This window comes from Streptomyces sp. NBC_01304, from assembly GCF_035975855.1.
Lineage (GTDB): Bacteria > Actinomycetota > Actinomycetes > Streptomycetales > Streptomycetaceae > Streptomyces.
In genome coordinates this window covers 4,533,925-4,549,527 of sequence record NZ_CP109055.1, presented here as the reverse complement: position 1 = coordinate 4,549,527, position 15,603 = coordinate 4,533,925, and the positions used below count along the sequence as shown (strand labels likewise).

Here is a 15,603-nt window from a genome sequence, read left to right as displayed (position 1 = left end):
GGTGGTTCCTTACTTGTTGAGGGAGTCGAGAGAGGGGCCGAGGATCCAGCTGGCGATCTCTCGGATCGCGCCTTCGCCACCGGGGACGGTGGTGACGGCGCGTGCGGCGCCGCGCACGACGTCATGGGCGCTCGCGACCGCCACGGGCCAGCCGACGAGGGCGAAGCACGGGAGGTCGTTGACGTCGTTGCCGACGTAGAGCACGCGCTCAGGCGCGATGCCCTGGTCCTCGCACCACTGCTTCAGTGCGAGGTCCTTGCGGTCGATGCCGTGCAGGACCGGAATCTGTAGCTTCCGGGCCCGGGCGGCGACGACCGGGTTCTGTTCCGTGGACAGGATCAGCAGCGGGATGCCCGACTTGCGCAGGGCGGCGATGCCGAGTCCGTCGCCGCGGTGCACGGCGACGATCTCCCGTCCGTCGGAGTCGATCAGCACCTTGTCGTCGGTCTGGGTGCCGTCGAAGTCGATGACGATCGCGTCGATGTCCCCGGGCGTGGGGAGCTCTTCGCGGTCGAGGAGGGGGGCAAGGGCGCGGGCGCGGGCCAGGTCGTGCGGGTCGTCGACCTCCAACACCCTTGCGGGGTCGGTGCGGACGAGTTCCGTACGGCCGAAGAAGCGGTGCTTGTGCTCGCGGAAGCCGTCGGCGGCCATGGCGTAGGCGGCGCCGGTCTCCAGGAGGTCCTGGGGGCGGTCCTGGCGGCGCGGCCGGAACGACTTGTCGTGGTTGACGCCGTACCCGCCGGAGGTCTTGGAGCCGGTGACGACGGTGGCCGTCCCGCCCCCTTCGGTGGCGGTGGTGCGCTGGGCCCCGATGACCGCTCCGTCCGCCGTGCCCACCTCGTCCGCGTCGTCGCGCCACACGAAGCCGTGGAACGGCGCCACGGTCAGCGCGGTGTCGGCCCCCTGCTCGACGACCGCGCCGGCCACCCCGTCCACGTCCTCGCGGGTGAGGAACGGGCTGGTGCACTGCACCAGGAGTACGACGTCCACGCGGTCGCCGTGCAGTCCCTCGTGGGCGTCCATGGCGTGCAGCACGGCCGCCTCGGAGGTGGCGGTGTCGCCCGCGATGGCGGCCGGGCGCAGCACGACCTCCGCGCCCGCCTGCCGGGCCACGGCGGCGATCGCCGGGTCGTCCGTGGAGACCACGACGTCCGTGACGTGGCGTGCCGCACGGCACTCCCGTACGGCACGGGCGACCAGCGGCACCCCGGCCACCGGGGCCAGATTCTTGGCGGGCACGCCCTTCGAGCCGCCACGGGCGGGGATCACGGCGAGGACGCGGCGCACCGGTTGTCCGGCGCCCTGTCCCGCTTCCGGGTGGGTCATGGGGAGGTCTCCTTGGGGGAGTCGAGGGGCCGCACGCGGGGACGTACGGGAAGTCGTGGGGACGTACGGGAAGTAGTGAGGTTTCACAGCTCGCCCATCCGTCGGATCACGGGCGCGACGCGCTGCACGCCGTGCCGGTACGCACCGCGCGCGGCCTGCCGCACGACCTGGCGCACCGGACCGGGCTGCCGGGCCGCCGCGGGGGAGCCGGGCAGCGGCGCGCCGTCGGGGCCCAGGTGGTGCCGGGCGAGGATGCCGGGGAGGTAGCCGGGGGCGGTGGTGGGGCTGTAGTAGGGCCGCAGGGGCGGGAGTTGGGGCTCCGCGCCCAGCTCGGCGACGCGCTTCTTCGCGAGGTCGAAGGCGTTCTCGTACGTCCCGTCGGCGGCCACGCCCTGCCGCGCCAGCCACTCCTCGTCGGGCGCCGGGATGTGGCCGGCGTCCAACTGGTCCCAGGAAGCCAGGCATCCGGAGCCGATGAAGTGGTGGTTGCCGAGCGCCTCGCGCACCCCGTTGTCGGTGAGGACCGCGGTGGGGATGCGGCGGTGCAGCGACTCCAGGGCGGCCGTCGACGAGACCGTGACCAGCAGATCGGTCCGGTCGAGCACCTCGCCCATGTGCCCGTAGACGAGGCGGCAGTTGGCGGGCAGCGGATGCTTCTGCACCAGCTTCTGGAAGGGGAACTCCTCCAGGTGCGTGGTGTGCTCGCCCGGCTTCGACCGCAGCTTGATCAGCACCTCGCGCGCCGGGTGCAGCTTCGCGTGCCGGATCATGCGCTTGAGCAGGTACGTACGGTCCGCGCGGCTCTCCGGGACGGAGGGCTGAGCGGCGAACGTGACCGTGTAGGGGTCGTGCTTCTCGGTGTACGGCGCCCCGCCGAGGAACGGCAGCGCGGCCTCGACCACGCTCGTGGCGTCGGCGCCCACCCCCTCGTACACGGCGCGGAAACGCTCCGCGTCCTGCCGGGAGTTGGCGAGGACGACATCCGCACCGTGCCGGAGCAGCAGCCCGTCCGCGAGCTTCTCGTAGACGACGCCGACGTATCCGGTGACGACCACGGGACGCCTGCCCGCGCCCTGCCAGGCGTGGGCGAGCCCGTGCAGCATGGCCTGGACGGCCCCGCCCACCAGGGCGAGGACGACGATGTCGTACGGGCCGGACTGCTCGCGAGCCGACTCCATCGCCCGCAGGAACTCGACGCCGGTCACTTCGTGCAGCGCGTCGCTGCGCACACCGACCTCGTCGAGCTGCCTGGCGGTGGGGGTGGCCCGCCCGCGGAGCAGATAGCCGTCCAGACGAATGTCCGACGAAATGTCCGATGCGATACGGTTGGCGGTGAGCGCCCCCCATTTCCATCGGGTGTCGGAATCCGCGAGTACGGCAACCCGCTGCGTTCTCTTCGTACTTGGCACGTCGCAGACGCTAGGAAGCCATTTCGCCCAGCGGCCGACTTCAAATGCAACAAAGGGTTAACAGCGCGCCGACGAATGGCCAACTGGCCCCGGGAGCTGCCGGGTTAACTGTTCCTACACTCTTCGTTCATCCGGCATTTCCCCAAGGGCCAAGACGAATGAGGCGCGGCCACCTAACGTCCCCTGCGTGGTTAAGCTCTCCGTCATCGTGCCGTTCTACAACGTGCAGCAATACGCGCCCGACACCCTGAGGAGTCTCAGGGCCAACGCGCGTGCCGACTTCGAATTCGTCCTCGTCGACGACTGTTCCAGAGACGGGACTCCGGAGATCCTCGCGCGCGCCGAGCGCGAGCTCTCCGATGTCGCGCAGATCAGACTTGTCCGGCATGAGCAAAATGGCGGACTCGCCACCGCACGCAACACCGGCCTCGACGCCTCCAGTGGCGAGTACGTCACCTTCCTGGACGGCGACGACTGGCTGGCCCCCGGCTACTACGAGCAACTCCTGGCCTCCATCGAGGACTTGGGCTGCGACTTCGTACGCGTCGACCATGTCCAGTGCACCGCCAGGGCCCGCTCGGTCCACCGCGTCCCGCACGGCCGGCGCGGCGTCGTCATGGACCCGCGCGCGGCGATCCTGCCCGCCGACCGCTCGACCTCCGTCGACTACGCGTACGCCTGGGCCGGCATCTACCACCGCCGCCTCGCCGACAAGGGCCTCCTGCACTTCACGGACGGCCTGCGCACGGCAGAGGACCGGCCCTGGATCTGGAAGCTGCACCGCGAGGCCGAATCCTTCGCCGTGGCCTCGCACCTGGGCGTGTTCTACCGGCGCGGCGTCGCCTCCTCGCTCACCCAGATCGGCGACGTAAGGCAGCTCGATTTCATCCGGGCGTTCGACCAGGTGGTACGGGAAACGGCGCAGGACCGGGACGCCGCGCAATTGCTGCCGAAGGCGGTCCGTACGTACTGCGCAATTATTTCCCACCACTTGGGATCCATTGAAAGGTTCGAACCAGCCGTGGCCAGAAAGCTCCGCTCGATGAGCGCGGCGGCATTGAAGCGAATGCCGCAGGACGTACTCAACGACGCCCTGGACTCCATGGACATTCAGCGCGCCTCGCGCCTTCGCCGCCTGCGCCGGCGCCCGGTGTCCACGGAGGTGGCGGCGTAATGGCCCGCACGAGCCCCAAGACCCCCCGGACCACGCAGATCTTCTTCGCCTCCACCCTCTACGGCACCGCGACCCTCGCCGCCGCCCTCGACTCGGACTGCTTCGGCCCCGCAGACCGGCGCATCCTCCTGGTCAGCAACAACGCGGCGACCCCCGAGACGACGCCCGCCCTCGACGAGATGCCCGGCTTCGAACTGCTGCGGGGGCGGTTCGACGAGGTCCTGTCCTGGAACGAGGCCATCTCGCCCTTCCACCCGGGAGGTTGGGCCCCGCGCCCCGACGACACGGTCCTGTGGGAGCGCTACTTGCGCATGCTCTGGAACCTCGGCGACGACGAGGTGTCCCTGGCCGTCGAGTCCATCCAGGTCAACCCGGCCCTCGCGCTCGCGCAGATCTTCACCGGCGCCCCGCTCGACGTGTACGCGGACGGCCTGATGAGTTACGGCCCCACCCGCAGCAAGATCGACCCGCTGGTCGGCACCCGCATCGACCGCCTGCTCCACCTGGACCTGGTCCCCGGCCTCGAACCCCTGCTCCTCACGGAGTTCGGCGTCGGCCCCGAGATCGTCCCGACGGACGCCTTCGTCAAGGTCCTCGCCGACCTGGCGGACATGGCCCCCGCGCTGCCGGAGATCGAACGGCCCGCGCTCCTGCTCGGCCAGTACCTCTCCGCCCTGGACATCCTCACGGCGGAGGAAGAAGAGAACCTCCACGTCCGCATGCTCAAGGGCGCCCTCGCACTCGGCCACACCGAGATCGTCTTCAAGCCCCACCCTTCCGCACCGGCCCGCTGGTCCCGCCAGCTGGAGGACGAGGCGGCGAAGCTCGGTGCCTCGCTGACCGTCCTCGACGAGCCCGTCCTCGCCGAGGTCCTGTACCAGCGCATGCGCCCGGCCCTGGTGGTCGGCTGCTTCTCGACCGCGCTCCTGACGGCCTCCGCGCTGTACGACCTCCCGGTCGCCCGCATCGGCACCGACGTTCTCCTGGAACGCCTGACCCCGTACCAGAACAGCAACCGCGTCCCCGTCACGATCGTCGACGCCCTGCTGCCCGAACTCACCGACAAGGCAGCGGTCGAGGCCCAGTCCCTAGAGGCGGACCTCACCGGCCTGCTCCAGACGGTCGGCTTCGCCATGCAGGCGCAGATCTACCCGAACCTGCGCCCCGCCGCCGAGACGTACCTCTCGCGGCAGTTGAACACCCGCACCTGGCGCTACTTCAAGCGCCGCCGCCTCACCTCCCTCGCCCTGCCGGGCGGCATCCCGGCACAGCTCGGGTTCATCCCGCGCAATGCGACGGTGAGACGAGTGGCCAAGCGGGCACGGGCGCTGAAACGAGCCGCCCTCGGATGAGCACCACGTACGCCACTCCCCCCACAAGGGCAGCGGGCCCCACTCCCGCTGCCACCCCCACTCCCCACACCACCGGCTCAAAGCCCCGCGCCTCCCGGCTGCGCGCCCTGGACGGCCTGCGCCTGCTGGCCGCGCTGATGGTGGCCGCGTACCACTACGGCGGCCGCGACGGCGAGATCGGCGCGGCCTGGGGCACGTCCCCGAAGGCCCAATTCCCCACCGCCCACGAGTGGTTCGCGTACGGCTGCCTAGGCGTCCAGATCTTCTTCGTGATCAGCGGCTTCGTGATCTGCATGAGCGGCTGGGGCCGCCCGATCCGCTCCTTCTTCGCCTCCCGGGCCTCCCGCCTGCTGCCGTCGTACTGGGCGGCGGTCCTCCTGGTGACGGCGGTCTTCGCGCTCCCACCGGTCGTGTACGAGGCGGTCTCACCCAGCGACATGCTGGTCAACCTGACCATGCTCCAACAGCCGCTCGGCGCCGACCGCGTGCTCGGCGTGTGCTGGACCCTCTGGGCGGAGATCCGCTTCTACGCGCTCTTCGCGCTGTGCATCGTCCTGCCGGGCGCCAACCGGCAGCGGATCATCCTCTTCTGCGCGGTCTGGACCCTGGCGGCGGCGATCACCGAGGGCGCGAACGAGCCCCTCCTGGACCTGGTCCTGATGCCGGAGTACGCCCCGTTCTTCATTGGCGGCATCGGCCTCTACCTGGTGCACCGCGACCGCCGGGACGCAGCGGCCTGGGGCATCGTCGGAGTCAGCTGGCTCCTCGGCCAGCACTTCGCGGTCGACCGCCTCTGGCACGCCCCGAACCCCGACTTCTTCTCCTACCGCCCCTCACTCGTCATCATCGCGATCATCACGGCCGGCTTCGCCGCGGTCGCCGCGATCGCGCTCGGCTGGCTGCACCGCGTCAACTGGGCCTGGCTCACCACGGCGGGCGCGCTGACCTACCCCTTCTACCTGGTGCACGAACACCTGGGCTGGGTCTCGGTCCGCTTCCTGCACCGGGGCTTCGGGGTCCCGGCGTGGGCGACCTTCGGCCTGACGATCGGGCTGATGCTCACGCTCGCGTGGCTGCTGCACCGGTATGTGGAGGGGTGGTTGACACCCCTGCTGCGGCTGCGGCTGACGGACAGGCGGTGACGGTCTTCCAGCCGACGTGATGCCCGCCGACCGTCAGTCCTCGTCGCCGTCCAGGAGGCGGTCCACGGAGAGCTCGAGTGCGACACCCACCGACTCCGGCAGGGGCACGGAGCTGCCGCGCTTGTACGTGACGCAGGTGGCGTACGCGTCTGCCTCGGGGTCGGTGTGCAGCACCACCACATCGTGCTTGCGGTCTACGACGAGGTAGGCCGGAATACCTGCGGCCGCGTACACACCGACCTTGATGATCAGGTCGTTCGACCAGTTGGTGGACGTGATCTCCAGGACCAGCCGGAAGACGTTCGGGGCATAGCAGTTCTTCGCGACCAGCGCGTCCTTGTAGTCGCCGTCAACGATGGACAGATCCGGGATGGCGTAGTCGTCCGGCCCGGTGGGCAGCCACAGCCCGATGCCCGCGAGCGCCTTCAGGCCAGCCTCCCGACCGCCGGCCTGACGGAACGCGAAGTCGATCTCGGAACACGTCTCCTGGTGCGGACCATCCGGTGGTGGCGTCACGACAATGCTCCCATTGAGGATCTCCACTCGGTGCCCGGGAAGCTCGTCCCAAAGGCGTTCGGCAGCATCAGCGATAGACGTCTCGTGCATCATGACGGCCACGGCACCCTCCTTACGGGGATCCACTGTTCACGAGCGTATCCGCCGCCACGGCGTTTCAGCCTGGGATCACCCGTTCGAGGTCAGGAGCCACGCAGGGCCGCACGGGCGACCGCGGCGCCACGGAGGGGCGAGGGGGCCCTCGGCGTAGGGGGCGCGACCGCCTGGTCGAGACGCCGGCGACAGCGGCGACTGCCTCGAAGTGAGCGACTTCAGCGAAGGCCCCCGAAGCGGTCGCCCGACCTCAAGTGGGGGGAAAGGGGCCGTCATTTAGGACATATCGGCCCACCTGGAGCCCCTTTTCCCCCACGTACACCGTCCAGCGCCCCGCGCTCGCCGCCGGCTGCCCGCTCGCCCCGCGCCGAACCCCGGCGCGCACGCACGCCGGGGCTCTCCGTGCGAAGGGTCAACTACGCAGCGCCCGCCACGTGTTCACCCCCACCTGCCCGTCCACCGACAGGCCCCCGTACCAGCCCTGGAACTGCCGCACGGCCCCCTCCGTGTTGGGGCCGAAGTCGCCGTCGACTCCGTCGGGGCCGACGTTGAAGCCCCAGGAGAGCAGCAGGCACTGGACCTCCTTGACCCTCAGGCCCTTGTCGCCGCGGTCGGTGAGGGTGGTGCCGGTGTAGTAGGCGCAGCTGCGGGCGGCCGTGTACGCGGGCCCCTGCGGGCCGGCCGTCGGGGTGGCGGCCGCGGCGGTGCCGGCCGAGAGTCCGGCCACCATGGTGGCGGCGGCGACGGCGGTGAAGATCTTGCGACGGTTGAGCATGAGCGTGTCCCCCCAGCTGGGTATGCGGTCAGCGCCGGTCGAGTGCCGGCGGCGCAATGCCTAGCAGTGGGGTGATCGCCGGTACGAGGGCCCGGTACGGGGGTTGCGTCGCGATCCGGCCAGGCTCGAAGTGAACCGTGCCTCGCGGGTACGTAGTCGACGCCGCAGGGATTTCCGGCGCGCGGGCACCGTACGTACGGTGACTTTTCAGCCGAAGTGCGGGATTCCTACGGCATATTCCGCGCACTGCAGTGGCAGGAAAGCGGGGAGGGTTTTGAGGGGAAGCTCGTCCACCGTCCAGCGAGGCCCGAGTGCTCACCGGTCGGGCTTGCCTTGAGTCGCGCTGGAGAATAAATAGAAGGTCATACCCGGCGTACCAGTAGCCCATGCGCACTACGGCCCACTTTCTTACCCCAATCTGGCTGAACTTTTGTTGATCGAGGGTTAGTTGACCCCTGCATCGCCCTACCCTGCACAGGGTGAACCAACTCAAGTCCCGCGAGTCCGAGGCCTCAGAGACCGAGTCCGCGCCCGACGCAGCCCTGCCCGGCGCGCTCCCCGAGGGGATGCGCGCCGAACTCATCGCGTTCCGGCGTGACTTGCACATGCACCCCGAGCTGGGGAACCAGGAGTTCCGGACCACCGCGGCGCTCAAGGCCCGGCTCGAGCGGGCCGGGCTCGCCCCCCGCGTCCTCGACACCGGCACGGGACTCGTGTGCGACATCGGCACCGAAGGCGCCAACGGCACCGCAGGCCCGGGTTGGGACGGCGTACGCCCCATGCTCGCCCTGCGCGCGGACATCGACGCCCTGCCCATCCCGGACACCAAGGTCGACACGCCGTACCGCTCGACCGTCCCGGACCGCGCCCACGCCTGCGGGCACGACGTCCACACCACGGTCGTCCTCGGGGCGGGCCTCGTCCTCGCGGAGCTCGCGCGCAAGGGGCAGCTGCCGCGTCCGGTCAGGCTGATCTTCCAGCCGGCCGAGGAGGTGCTGCCCGGCGGGGCCACCGATGCCATCGAGTCCAGGGTGCTGGACGGGGTCGGCCGGATCATCGGCGTGCACTGCGACCCGAAGGTCGACGCGGGCCGGATCGGGCTCAGGCACGGGCCCATCACCTCGGCCTGCGACCGCCTTGAGGTCTCCCTGGACGGCCCCGGCGGGCACACCGCGCGGCCGCACCTGACCACCGACCTCGTCACCGCCGCCGCCAAGGTCGTCAGCGAGGTCCCCGCGCTGGTGGCCCGCCGGGTCGACGCCCGCTCCGGTCTGGCCGTGACGTGGGGACGCATCGAGGCCGGCCACGCGTGCAACGTCATCCCGCAACACGCCGAGCTCTCCGGCACGGTGCGCTGCCTCGACCTGGAGGCCTGGCGGGAGGCGCCCGACGTGGTGTGCGCCGCCATCCAGGAGGTCGCCGACATGTACCGGGCCAAGTCGGTCGTCGAGTACGTGCGCGGGGTGCCGCCCGTCGTGAACGATCCCGTCGTCACCGAGCTGCTGCACGACGCGATGGTCATCCGCCGCGGTACGTACGCCGTCGAGGACACCGAACAGAGCCTGGGCGGGGAGGACTTCTCCTGGTACCTGGAGCACGTGCCCGGCGCCATGGCCCGCCTCGGGGTGCGCACGCCGGGGGAACGTACCGTTCGAGATCTTCACCAAGGGGACTTCGACGCGGATGAATCGGCCATCACGGCGGGCGTGGAGCTCTTCACCGCGGCCGCACTGCTCGACGCGGAGCAAAGGGGATGAATCCGGCGCCGGTGTGCCGGGATTCACATGGCCACCAGGCGTCTTGTTTCAGCCAGGAACAAACTCTGAGCTGCAGGTTTACCGGTACGACGCTGTTCGACACCTGTCCGAAACGCTTCGATTGAATAACAGGTGTTGAACCCCTCTTTACGCGACATCTACGCGCGTTAAGCTCCCGGTAAGTCAGCCCCGGTCGGGGCGCTTCCTTAAGTGAAGGGGTACCCACGTGCGCCGGGTGACCAAGATCGCTATCAGTGGCGTGGCGACCGCCGCTCTCGCCCTCTCCGTCTCTGCCTGTGGCAGCGACAAGGGCGGCAGCGGCTCGTCGAAGGAGAAGGGCGTCGGTCTCGCGTACGACGTCGGCGGCCGTGGCGACCAGTCGTTCAACGACGCGGCCGCCGCCGGCTTCGACAAGGCGAAGAAGGAGTTCGGCATCAGCGGCTCCGAGAAGGAGCCCAAGGACGGCGAGTCCGAGGCCGACAAGGTGCAGCGCCTGACCGAGATGGCCCGCCAGGGCTACAACCCGGTCATCGGTGTCGGCTTCGCGTACGCCTCCGCCATCGACACGGTCGCGAAGAAGTACCCGAAGACCAGCTTCGCGGTCGTCGACGACGCGCAGAAGAAGCAGAAGAACGTCGCCAACCTCGTCTTCACCGAGGAGCAGGGCTCCTACCTGATGGGCGTGGTCGCCGCCAAGACGACCAAGACCGACACGGTGGGCTTCATCGGCGGTGTGGACACCCCGCTGATCAAGAAGTTCGAGGCCGGCTTCAAGCAGGGCGTCAAGGACACCTCGGGCGGCAAGGTCAACGTGCTGACCGAGTACATCACCCAGATGCCCGACTTCAAGGGCTTCGCGGACCCGGCCGGCGGCAAGCGCGTCGCGAGCGGCATGCTCTCCAAGAAGGCCGACGTCATCTACCCGGCGGCCGGCGGCTCCGGCGGCGGCGCCTTCGAGGCCATCAAGGGCAAGGGCAACTCCTGGGGCCTGGGCGTCGACTCGGACCAGTACAAGATCCCGGCGCTCAAGGACTTCAAGGAAGTCATCCTCACCTCGATGCTGAAGAACGTCGAGGGCTCGGTGTTCGACTTCATCAAGTCGGTCGAGGACGGCAAGCCGCAGTCCGGCGTCATCTCCTCCGACCTGAAGGCGAACGGCGTCGGCTACTCCAAGTCGAACCCGGAGTTCGCCAAGATGACCGACGTCATCAAGGCGGTCGACGAGGCCAAGGCGAAGATCGCCTCCGGCGAGATCACGGTCGCCACGGAACCCGCCAAGTAGTGACTGCGGCAACCGCCAAGTAGTCGCTCCGATGCGGTAGTTCACGCTTCACGTCGCAAGGCTCGGGGGAGTTGCACCGCGCTCCTCCGGGCCTTGTGTTGATCGTGGCCCTTTTCTTGCAAACTCTACGCGCGTAGCATGTTCATGACAGGATAACTTCCCTTCACCACCCTCCTGTCGCTTCCGGGCACCGCCTTTCGGGCACTGCATTCCGGACACCTCACCGCCTGTCACCTCCTTACCTTCCCGCCCCGAGGGAGTGCGCCATCAAAGCCTCCACCGCCAGCGCCAGCGCGACCGCGGCCGTAGAGCTCCGCGGCATCACCAAGCGATTCCCCGGCGTCGTGGCCAATCACGACATCGACATCACCGTCCGCAAGGGCACCGTCCACGCCCTGGTCGGTGAGAACGGTGCCGGCAAGTCGACGCTGATGAAGATCCTCTACGGCATGCAGAAGCCGGACGAGGGCACCATCACCATCGACGGCGAGCAGGTCACCTTCGCCAGCCCCGGTGATGCCATCGCCCGCGGCATCGGCATGGTGCACCAGCACTTCATGCTCGCCGACAACCTCACCGTCCTGGAGAACGTCGTCCTCGGCGGCGAGAAGCTCTACGGCATCGGCAGCAAGGCCCGGAACAAGATCCTGGAGATCTCCGAGGCGTACGGACTCGGGGTGCGCCCCGACGTACTCGTCGAGAACCTCGGCGTCGCCGACCGCCAGCGCGTGGAGATCCTCAAGGTCCTCTACCGGGGCGCCCGCACCCTCATCCTCGACGAGCCCACCGCGGTCCTCGTCCCGCAAGAGGTCGACGCGCTCTTCGCCAACCTGCGCGAGCTCAAGGCCGAGGGCCTGTCGGTCATCTTCATCTCGCACAAGCTGGGCGAAGTCCTGTCCGTCGCCGACGACATCACCGTCATCCGGCGCGGCACCACGGTCGGCACGGCGATCCCGTCCGAGACGACCTCCCGCCAGCTCGCCGAGCTGATGGTCGGCAGCCAGCTCCCGGTGCCGGAGACCAGCGAGTCGACGGTCACCGACCGCGTCGTCATCGACGTCAAGAACCTGACCCTGGGCGCCGAGGGCCGCAAGCCGATCCTCGACGACCTGACCTTCGCCATCCACGCGGGCGAGGTACTGGGCATCGCGGGCGTCGAGGGCAACGGCCAGTCCGAGCTGATCGAGGCCCTGATCGGCCTCAAGCCCGCCGACTCCGGCAGCATTTGGATGGCCGGCGCGGAGAGCGCCGGTGGGACCTCGCCCAAGAGCGACGCACAGGGCGCGGACATCACCTCCTGGCCCACCCGCAAGCGCCGCGAGCAGGGCATCGGCTACATCCCCGAGGACCGCCACCGGCACGGGCTCCTGCTCGAATCCCCGCTCTGGGAGAACCGCATCCTCGGCCACGTCACCGAGAAGCCCAACTCCAAGGGCATGTGGCTGGACCCGAAGGGCGCGAAGGCCGACACCGAGCGGATCGTCAAGGAGTACGACGTCCGCACACCCGGCATCGAGGTCACCGCGGCCTCGCTCTCCGGCGGCAACCAGCAGAAGCTGATCGTCGGCCGCGAGATGAGCCACGCGCCGCGCTTCCTGATCGCCGCCCACCCCACGCGCGGTGTGGACGTCGGCGCGCAGGCGCAGATCTGGGACGCGATCCGCGAGGCCCGCCGGGCCGGACTCGCCGTGCTGCTGATCTCCGCCGACCTGGACGAGCTGATCGGCCTGTCCGACACCCTCCGGGTCATCTACGACGGCCGCATGGTCGCCGACGCCGACCCCGCCACCATCACCCCGCAGGAGCTCGGCTCGGCCATGACCGGCTCCGCCAGCGGGCACTTGGAGCACGCCGAGGACGCCCCCGAAGGCCCCGAGAACTCCGAGAACTCCGCGCAGACCGGGGGAGAGGACCGATGAAGCAAGAAGCCACCGTCGAAGCCAAGGCGATGAAGCGGGAAATCACCAAGGAGCGGGTGATCCTGGCGCTCGCCGCGCCGGTCCTCGCCCTGGTCGTCGCGGTCGCGCTGACCTCGGTCATCCTGCTCGCCACGGGCAAGAACCCCTTCGAGCCGTACTCCCTGATGGTGAGTTACGTATCGGAGTGGCCCGACGTACAGGTGCTGGTGATCAACCAGGCGGTCACTTACTACCTCGCGGCACTCGCGGTGGCCGTCGGCTTCCGCATGAACCTGTTCAACATCGGTGTCGAGGGCCAGTACCGCCTCGGTGCCTGTGTCGGCGCGATCGTCGGCTTCAACCTGCCGGCCCCCGGCGTCGTGAAGATGATCGCGGTCATCGTCACCGCCGTCGTGGTCGGCGCGCTGTGGGCGGGCGTCGCGGCGCTGCTCAAGGTCACCCGCGGCGTCAGCGAGGTGATCGCCACGATCATGCTGAACTCGGTCGCCGCCGCGATCATCGGCTACCTCATCCAGAAGGACGTCTTCGGCCACCAGCCCAAGGGCGCCAACGGCCTCAACACCGGCGACCTGCCCGAGTCCGCCTGGTTCCCCGGCATTCCGTACGGCGACTTCGAGGTCTTCGGCTTCCTGGTCATCGCCGTCCTGCTCGGCGTCGGCTACTGGGTGATGCTCAACCGCACCCGCTTCGGCTTCGACCTGCGCGCGGCCGGCGCCTCCGAGTCGGCCGCGCTCGCCTCCGGTGTCAGCGGCCGCAAGATGGTCCTCATCGCGATGCTCGCCTCGGGTGCGCTCGCCGGACTGATCGGCATGCCCTCGCTGCTCGGCGAGTCCCACACCTTCATGTCGGACTTCCCGGCCGGTTACGGCTTCACCGGCATCGCCATCGCGCTGCTCGGCCGCAACCACCCCCTTGGCATGGCCTTCGGCGCGTTCCTGTGGGCCTTCCTCGACAAGGCGTCCACCACCCTCGACGACAACGGCTACGAGTCCGAGATCTCCGTGATCATGCAGGGCATCATCGTCCTCGCCGTGGTCATCGCGTACGAGTCCGTGCAGCGCTGGGGCCTCAAGCGCCAGCAGCAGAAGGTCGGCGCAGAGCTCGCGGCCGCTGCGAAGAAGAACTCCGCTGAGAAGGTGACCGCGTAATGGCTGCCACGACCACCGCCCCGGCGGCTCCCAAGGCCGCGCCGCCCGCCCGCACTTCAGGCTTCGACTGGCGCCGTCTGCTCTACTTCGGCCTCGGCGGCCTGGTGCTGTTCTCGCTCGTCCGCTCCCTCACCGGCACCAACGACATCACCTCCGTCGGCCAGGTCGGCGCCGCGATCTCCGTCGCCGTACCGATCCTGCTCGCCGGTCTCGGCGGCCTGTGGTCGGAGCGCGCGGGCGTGGTCAACCTGGGCCTCGAGGGCATGATGATCCTCGGCACCTGGTTCGGCGCCTGGGCCGGCTATCAGTGGGGCCCGTGGACCGGCGTGATCGTCGGCATCATCGGCGGCATGCTCGGCGGTCTGCTGCACGCGATCGCCACCGTCACCTTCGGCGTGAACCACATCGTCTCCGGTGTCGCCATCAACATCCTGGCGCTCGGCGCGACCCGCTTCCTGTCCAAGCTGACCTTCGGCAAGCTCGAGGGCGGCAGCTCGACCCAGTCCCCGCAGGTCGACGAGCTCGGCTCACTGACCGTGCCAGGGCTGTCCGACGCACTGGTCAAACTCAACGAGAAACACTGGTTCCTCGTCTCCGACCTGGCCGGTTTCCTCGGCGGTCTCACCACGGATCTCTCGTGGCTCTCCGTCGCGGCCATCGTGCTGCTCGTCGCCAGCTTCTTCATCCTGTGGCGTACGGCCTTCGGTCTGCGGCTGCGCTCCTGCGGCGAGGCCCCGATCGCGGCCGAGTCGCTCGGTGTGAACGTGTACCTCTACAAGTACGTCGCCGTCATCATCTCCGGCGCGCTCGCGGGCCTCGGCGGTGTCTTCCTCTCCGAGGTGGCCGCCCCGTTCTACCGCGAGGGCCAGACCGTCGGCCTCGGCTACATCGGTCTCGCCGCGATGATCTTCGGCAACTGGCGTCCGGCGGGCATCGCGATGGGCGCGCTGCTCTTCGGCTTCACCGGCTCGCTCAAGGAGCGCGGCGCGGAGAACGTCATGGCGATGTTCCTGCTCCTCGCGATCCTGCTGCTCGGCGTCGCGGTATGGCAGTTCACGAAGAAGAAGTACGTCCAGTCGGGGCTCGCCCTGGTCGCCGGTATCGCCGCCGGGGTGACCTACCTGACCGTGGACGAGGTGCCGAAACAGTTCATCGGGGCCGCGCCGTACATCGCCACGCTGCTGGTCCTCGCGCTCGCCGCGCAGAACCTGCGGATGCCCAAGGCGAACGGCGTTCCCTACCGGAAGGGCCAGGGCAAGTGACGCAGGCCGCGGTCGACTGGGAAGCCCTGCGGGCTTCGGCCCGGGACGCCATGTCCCGGGCGTACGCCCCCTATTCGGGCTTCCCGGTCGGCGTGGCCGCGCTGGTGGACGACGGGCGGGTGGTCGTCGGCTGCAACGTCGAGAACGCGTCGTACGGGCTGTCGCTGTGCGCCGAGTGCGGGCTCGTTTCCGCGTTGCAGGCGGGCGGGGGTGGCCGGCTGACCCACTTCACGTGCGTGGACGGCTCGGGTGCCGTCCTCGTCCCTTGCGGCCGCTGCCGCCAGCTCCTGTACGAATTCGGCGGGGCCGAGCTGTTGTTGGAGACCCCCGACGGGGTTCTCCCGCTCTCCGAGATGCTGCCTCAGGCTTTCGGCCCGGACCATTTGAAGTAATCCCCGCCCCGCCCCTTCCCGAAAGCCTGACGGCGACTCGGGGGCTGCCGCCCCCG

13 protein-coding genes are annotated in these 15,603 nt (G+C 69.4%); 9 read left to right on the top strand and 4 right to left on the bottom strand.

The annotated features are described in order from the left end of the window. Positions 1–9: 9 nt before the first annotated feature. Positions 10–1,326 carry an N-acylneuraminate cytidylyltransferase gene (locus OG430_RS19810; protein WP_327353881.1) on the bottom strand — a complete coding sequence of 439 codons (1,317 nt, stop codon included), beginning with the start codon at positions 1,324–1,326 and terminating at the stop codon, positions 10–12. Positions 1,327–1,409: 83 nt separating this feature from the next. Further along, positions 1,410–2,735 (bottom strand): DUF6716 putative glycosyltransferase, encoded by a 1,326-nt coding sequence (locus OG430_RS19805; RefSeq protein WP_327353880.1) that lies wholly within the window; start codon positions 2,733–2,735, stop codon positions 1,410–1,412. Positions 2,736–2,922: 187 nt separating this feature from the next. Between OG430_RS19805 and OG430_RS19800 the strand changes: the two genes are divergently transcribed. The 3 genes from OG430_RS19800 to OG430_RS19790 are packed head-to-tail and all read left to right on the top strand — an operon-like array spanning position 2,923 to position 6,403. Further along, on the top strand, positions 2,923–3,909 hold the full coding sequence (locus OG430_RS19800) for a glycosyltransferase family 2 protein (RefSeq protein ID WP_327353879.1): 987 nt from the start codon (positions 2,923–2,925) through the stop codon (positions 3,907–3,909). Further along, entirely contained in the window at positions 3,909–5,261 is a 1,353-nt protein-coding gene (locus OG430_RS19795; RefSeq protein ID WP_327353878.1) for an alpha-2,8-polysialyltransferase family protein, read from the top strand. The genes OG430_RS19800 and OG430_RS19795 overlap by 1 nt, the downstream gene beginning before the upstream one ends. Further along, the gene (locus OG430_RS19790) at positions 5,258–6,403 is read left to right on the top strand and encodes an acyltransferase family protein (RefSeq protein WP_327353877.1); all 1,146 of its coding nucleotides are present in this window, start codon (positions 5,258–5,260) and stop codon (positions 6,401–6,403) included. Before OG430_RS19795 ends, OG430_RS19790 begins: the two co-directional genes overlap by 4 nt. A gap of 33 nt (positions 6,404–6,436) precedes the next feature. On the opposite strand, the gene OG430_RS19785 is transcribed toward OG430_RS19790, so the two are convergent. Continuing rightward, a complete protein-coding gene (locus OG430_RS19785) occupies positions 6,437–6,919 on the bottom strand; it encodes a Uma2 family endonuclease (protein ID WP_327353876.1) in 483 nt (160 codons plus the stop codon). A gap of 505 nt (positions 6,920–7,424) precedes the next feature. Further along, on the bottom strand, positions 7,425–7,787 hold the full coding sequence (locus tag OG430_RS19780; protein WP_327353875.1) for a peptidoglycan-binding domain-containing protein: 363 nt from the start codon (positions 7,785–7,787) through the stop codon (positions 7,425–7,427). Positions 7,788–8,266: 479 nt separating this feature from the next. Between OG430_RS19780 and OG430_RS19775 the strand changes: the two genes are divergently transcribed. The 6 genes from OG430_RS19775 to OG430_RS19750 all read left to right on the top strand — a co-directional run bounded on the left by OG430_RS19775 (position 8,267) and on the right by OG430_RS19750 (position 15,547). Continuing rightward, positions 8,267–9,544 carry an amidohydrolase gene (locus tag OG430_RS19775; RefSeq protein ID WP_327353874.1) on the top strand — a complete coding sequence of 426 codons (1,278 nt, stop codon included), beginning with the start codon at positions 8,267–8,269 and terminating at the stop codon, positions 9,542–9,544. A gap of 226 nt (positions 9,545–9,770) precedes the next feature. Beyond that, positions 9,771–10,826 (top strand): BMP family lipoprotein, encoded by a 1,056-nt coding sequence (locus tag OG430_RS19770; RefSeq protein WP_327353873.1) that lies wholly within the window; start codon positions 9,771–9,773, stop codon positions 10,824–10,826. 266 nt (positions 10,827–11,092) lie between these two features. Continuing rightward, positions 11,093–12,745, top strand: coding sequence for an ABC transporter ATP-binding protein (locus OG430_RS19765; protein WP_327359155.1), 1,653 nt, complete (start codon positions 11,093–11,095; stop codon positions 12,743–12,745). Next, a complete protein-coding gene (locus tag OG430_RS19760; protein ID WP_327353872.1) occupies positions 12,742–13,893 on the top strand; it encodes an ABC transporter permease in 1,152 nt (383 codons plus the stop codon). Before OG430_RS19765 ends, OG430_RS19760 begins: the two co-directional genes overlap by 4 nt. Continuing rightward, complete coding sequence (locus OG430_RS19755; RefSeq protein ID WP_327353871.1) at positions 13,893–15,155, top strand: ABC transporter permease; 1,263 nt, start codon at positions 13,893–13,895, stop codon at positions 15,153–15,155. The genes OG430_RS19760 and OG430_RS19755 overlap by 1 nt, the downstream gene beginning before the upstream one ends. Then, the gene (locus OG430_RS19750) at positions 15,152–15,547 is read left to right on the top strand and encodes a cytidine deaminase (RefSeq protein ID WP_327353870.1); all 396 of its coding nucleotides are present in this window, start codon (positions 15,152–15,154) and stop codon (positions 15,545–15,547) included. Before OG430_RS19755 ends, OG430_RS19750 begins: the two co-directional genes overlap by 4 nt. Positions 15,548–15,603 lie beyond the last annotated feature (56 nt).

What these genes read in the sequence shown, in the direction of transcription:
- OG430_RS19795 (WP_327353878.1), top strand. Translation starts at nt 3,909, where the DNA reads ATGGCCCGCACGAGCCCCAAGACCCCCCGGACCACGCAGATCTTCTTC.
- OG430_RS19755 (WP_327353871.1), top strand. Translation starts at nt 13,893, where the DNA reads ATGGCTGCCACGACCACCGCCCCGGCGGCTCCCAAGGCCGCGCCGCCC.
- OG430_RS19790 (WP_327353877.1), top strand. Translation starts at nt 5,258, where the DNA reads ATGAGCACCACGTACGCCACTCCCCCCACAAGGGCAGCGGGCCCCACT.
- OG430_RS19760 (WP_327353872.1), top strand. Translation starts at nt 12,742, where the DNA reads ATGAAGCAAGAAGCCACCGTCGAAGCCAAGGCGATGAAGCGGGAAATC.
- OG430_RS19780 (WP_327353875.1), bottom strand. Translation starts at nt 7,787, where the DNA reads ATGCTCAACCGTCGCAAGATCTTCACCGCCGTCGCCGCCGCCACCATG.
- OG430_RS19810 (WP_327353881.1), bottom strand. Translation starts at nt 1,326, where the DNA reads ATGACCCACCCGGAAGCGGGACAGGGCGCCGGACAACCGGTGCGCCGC.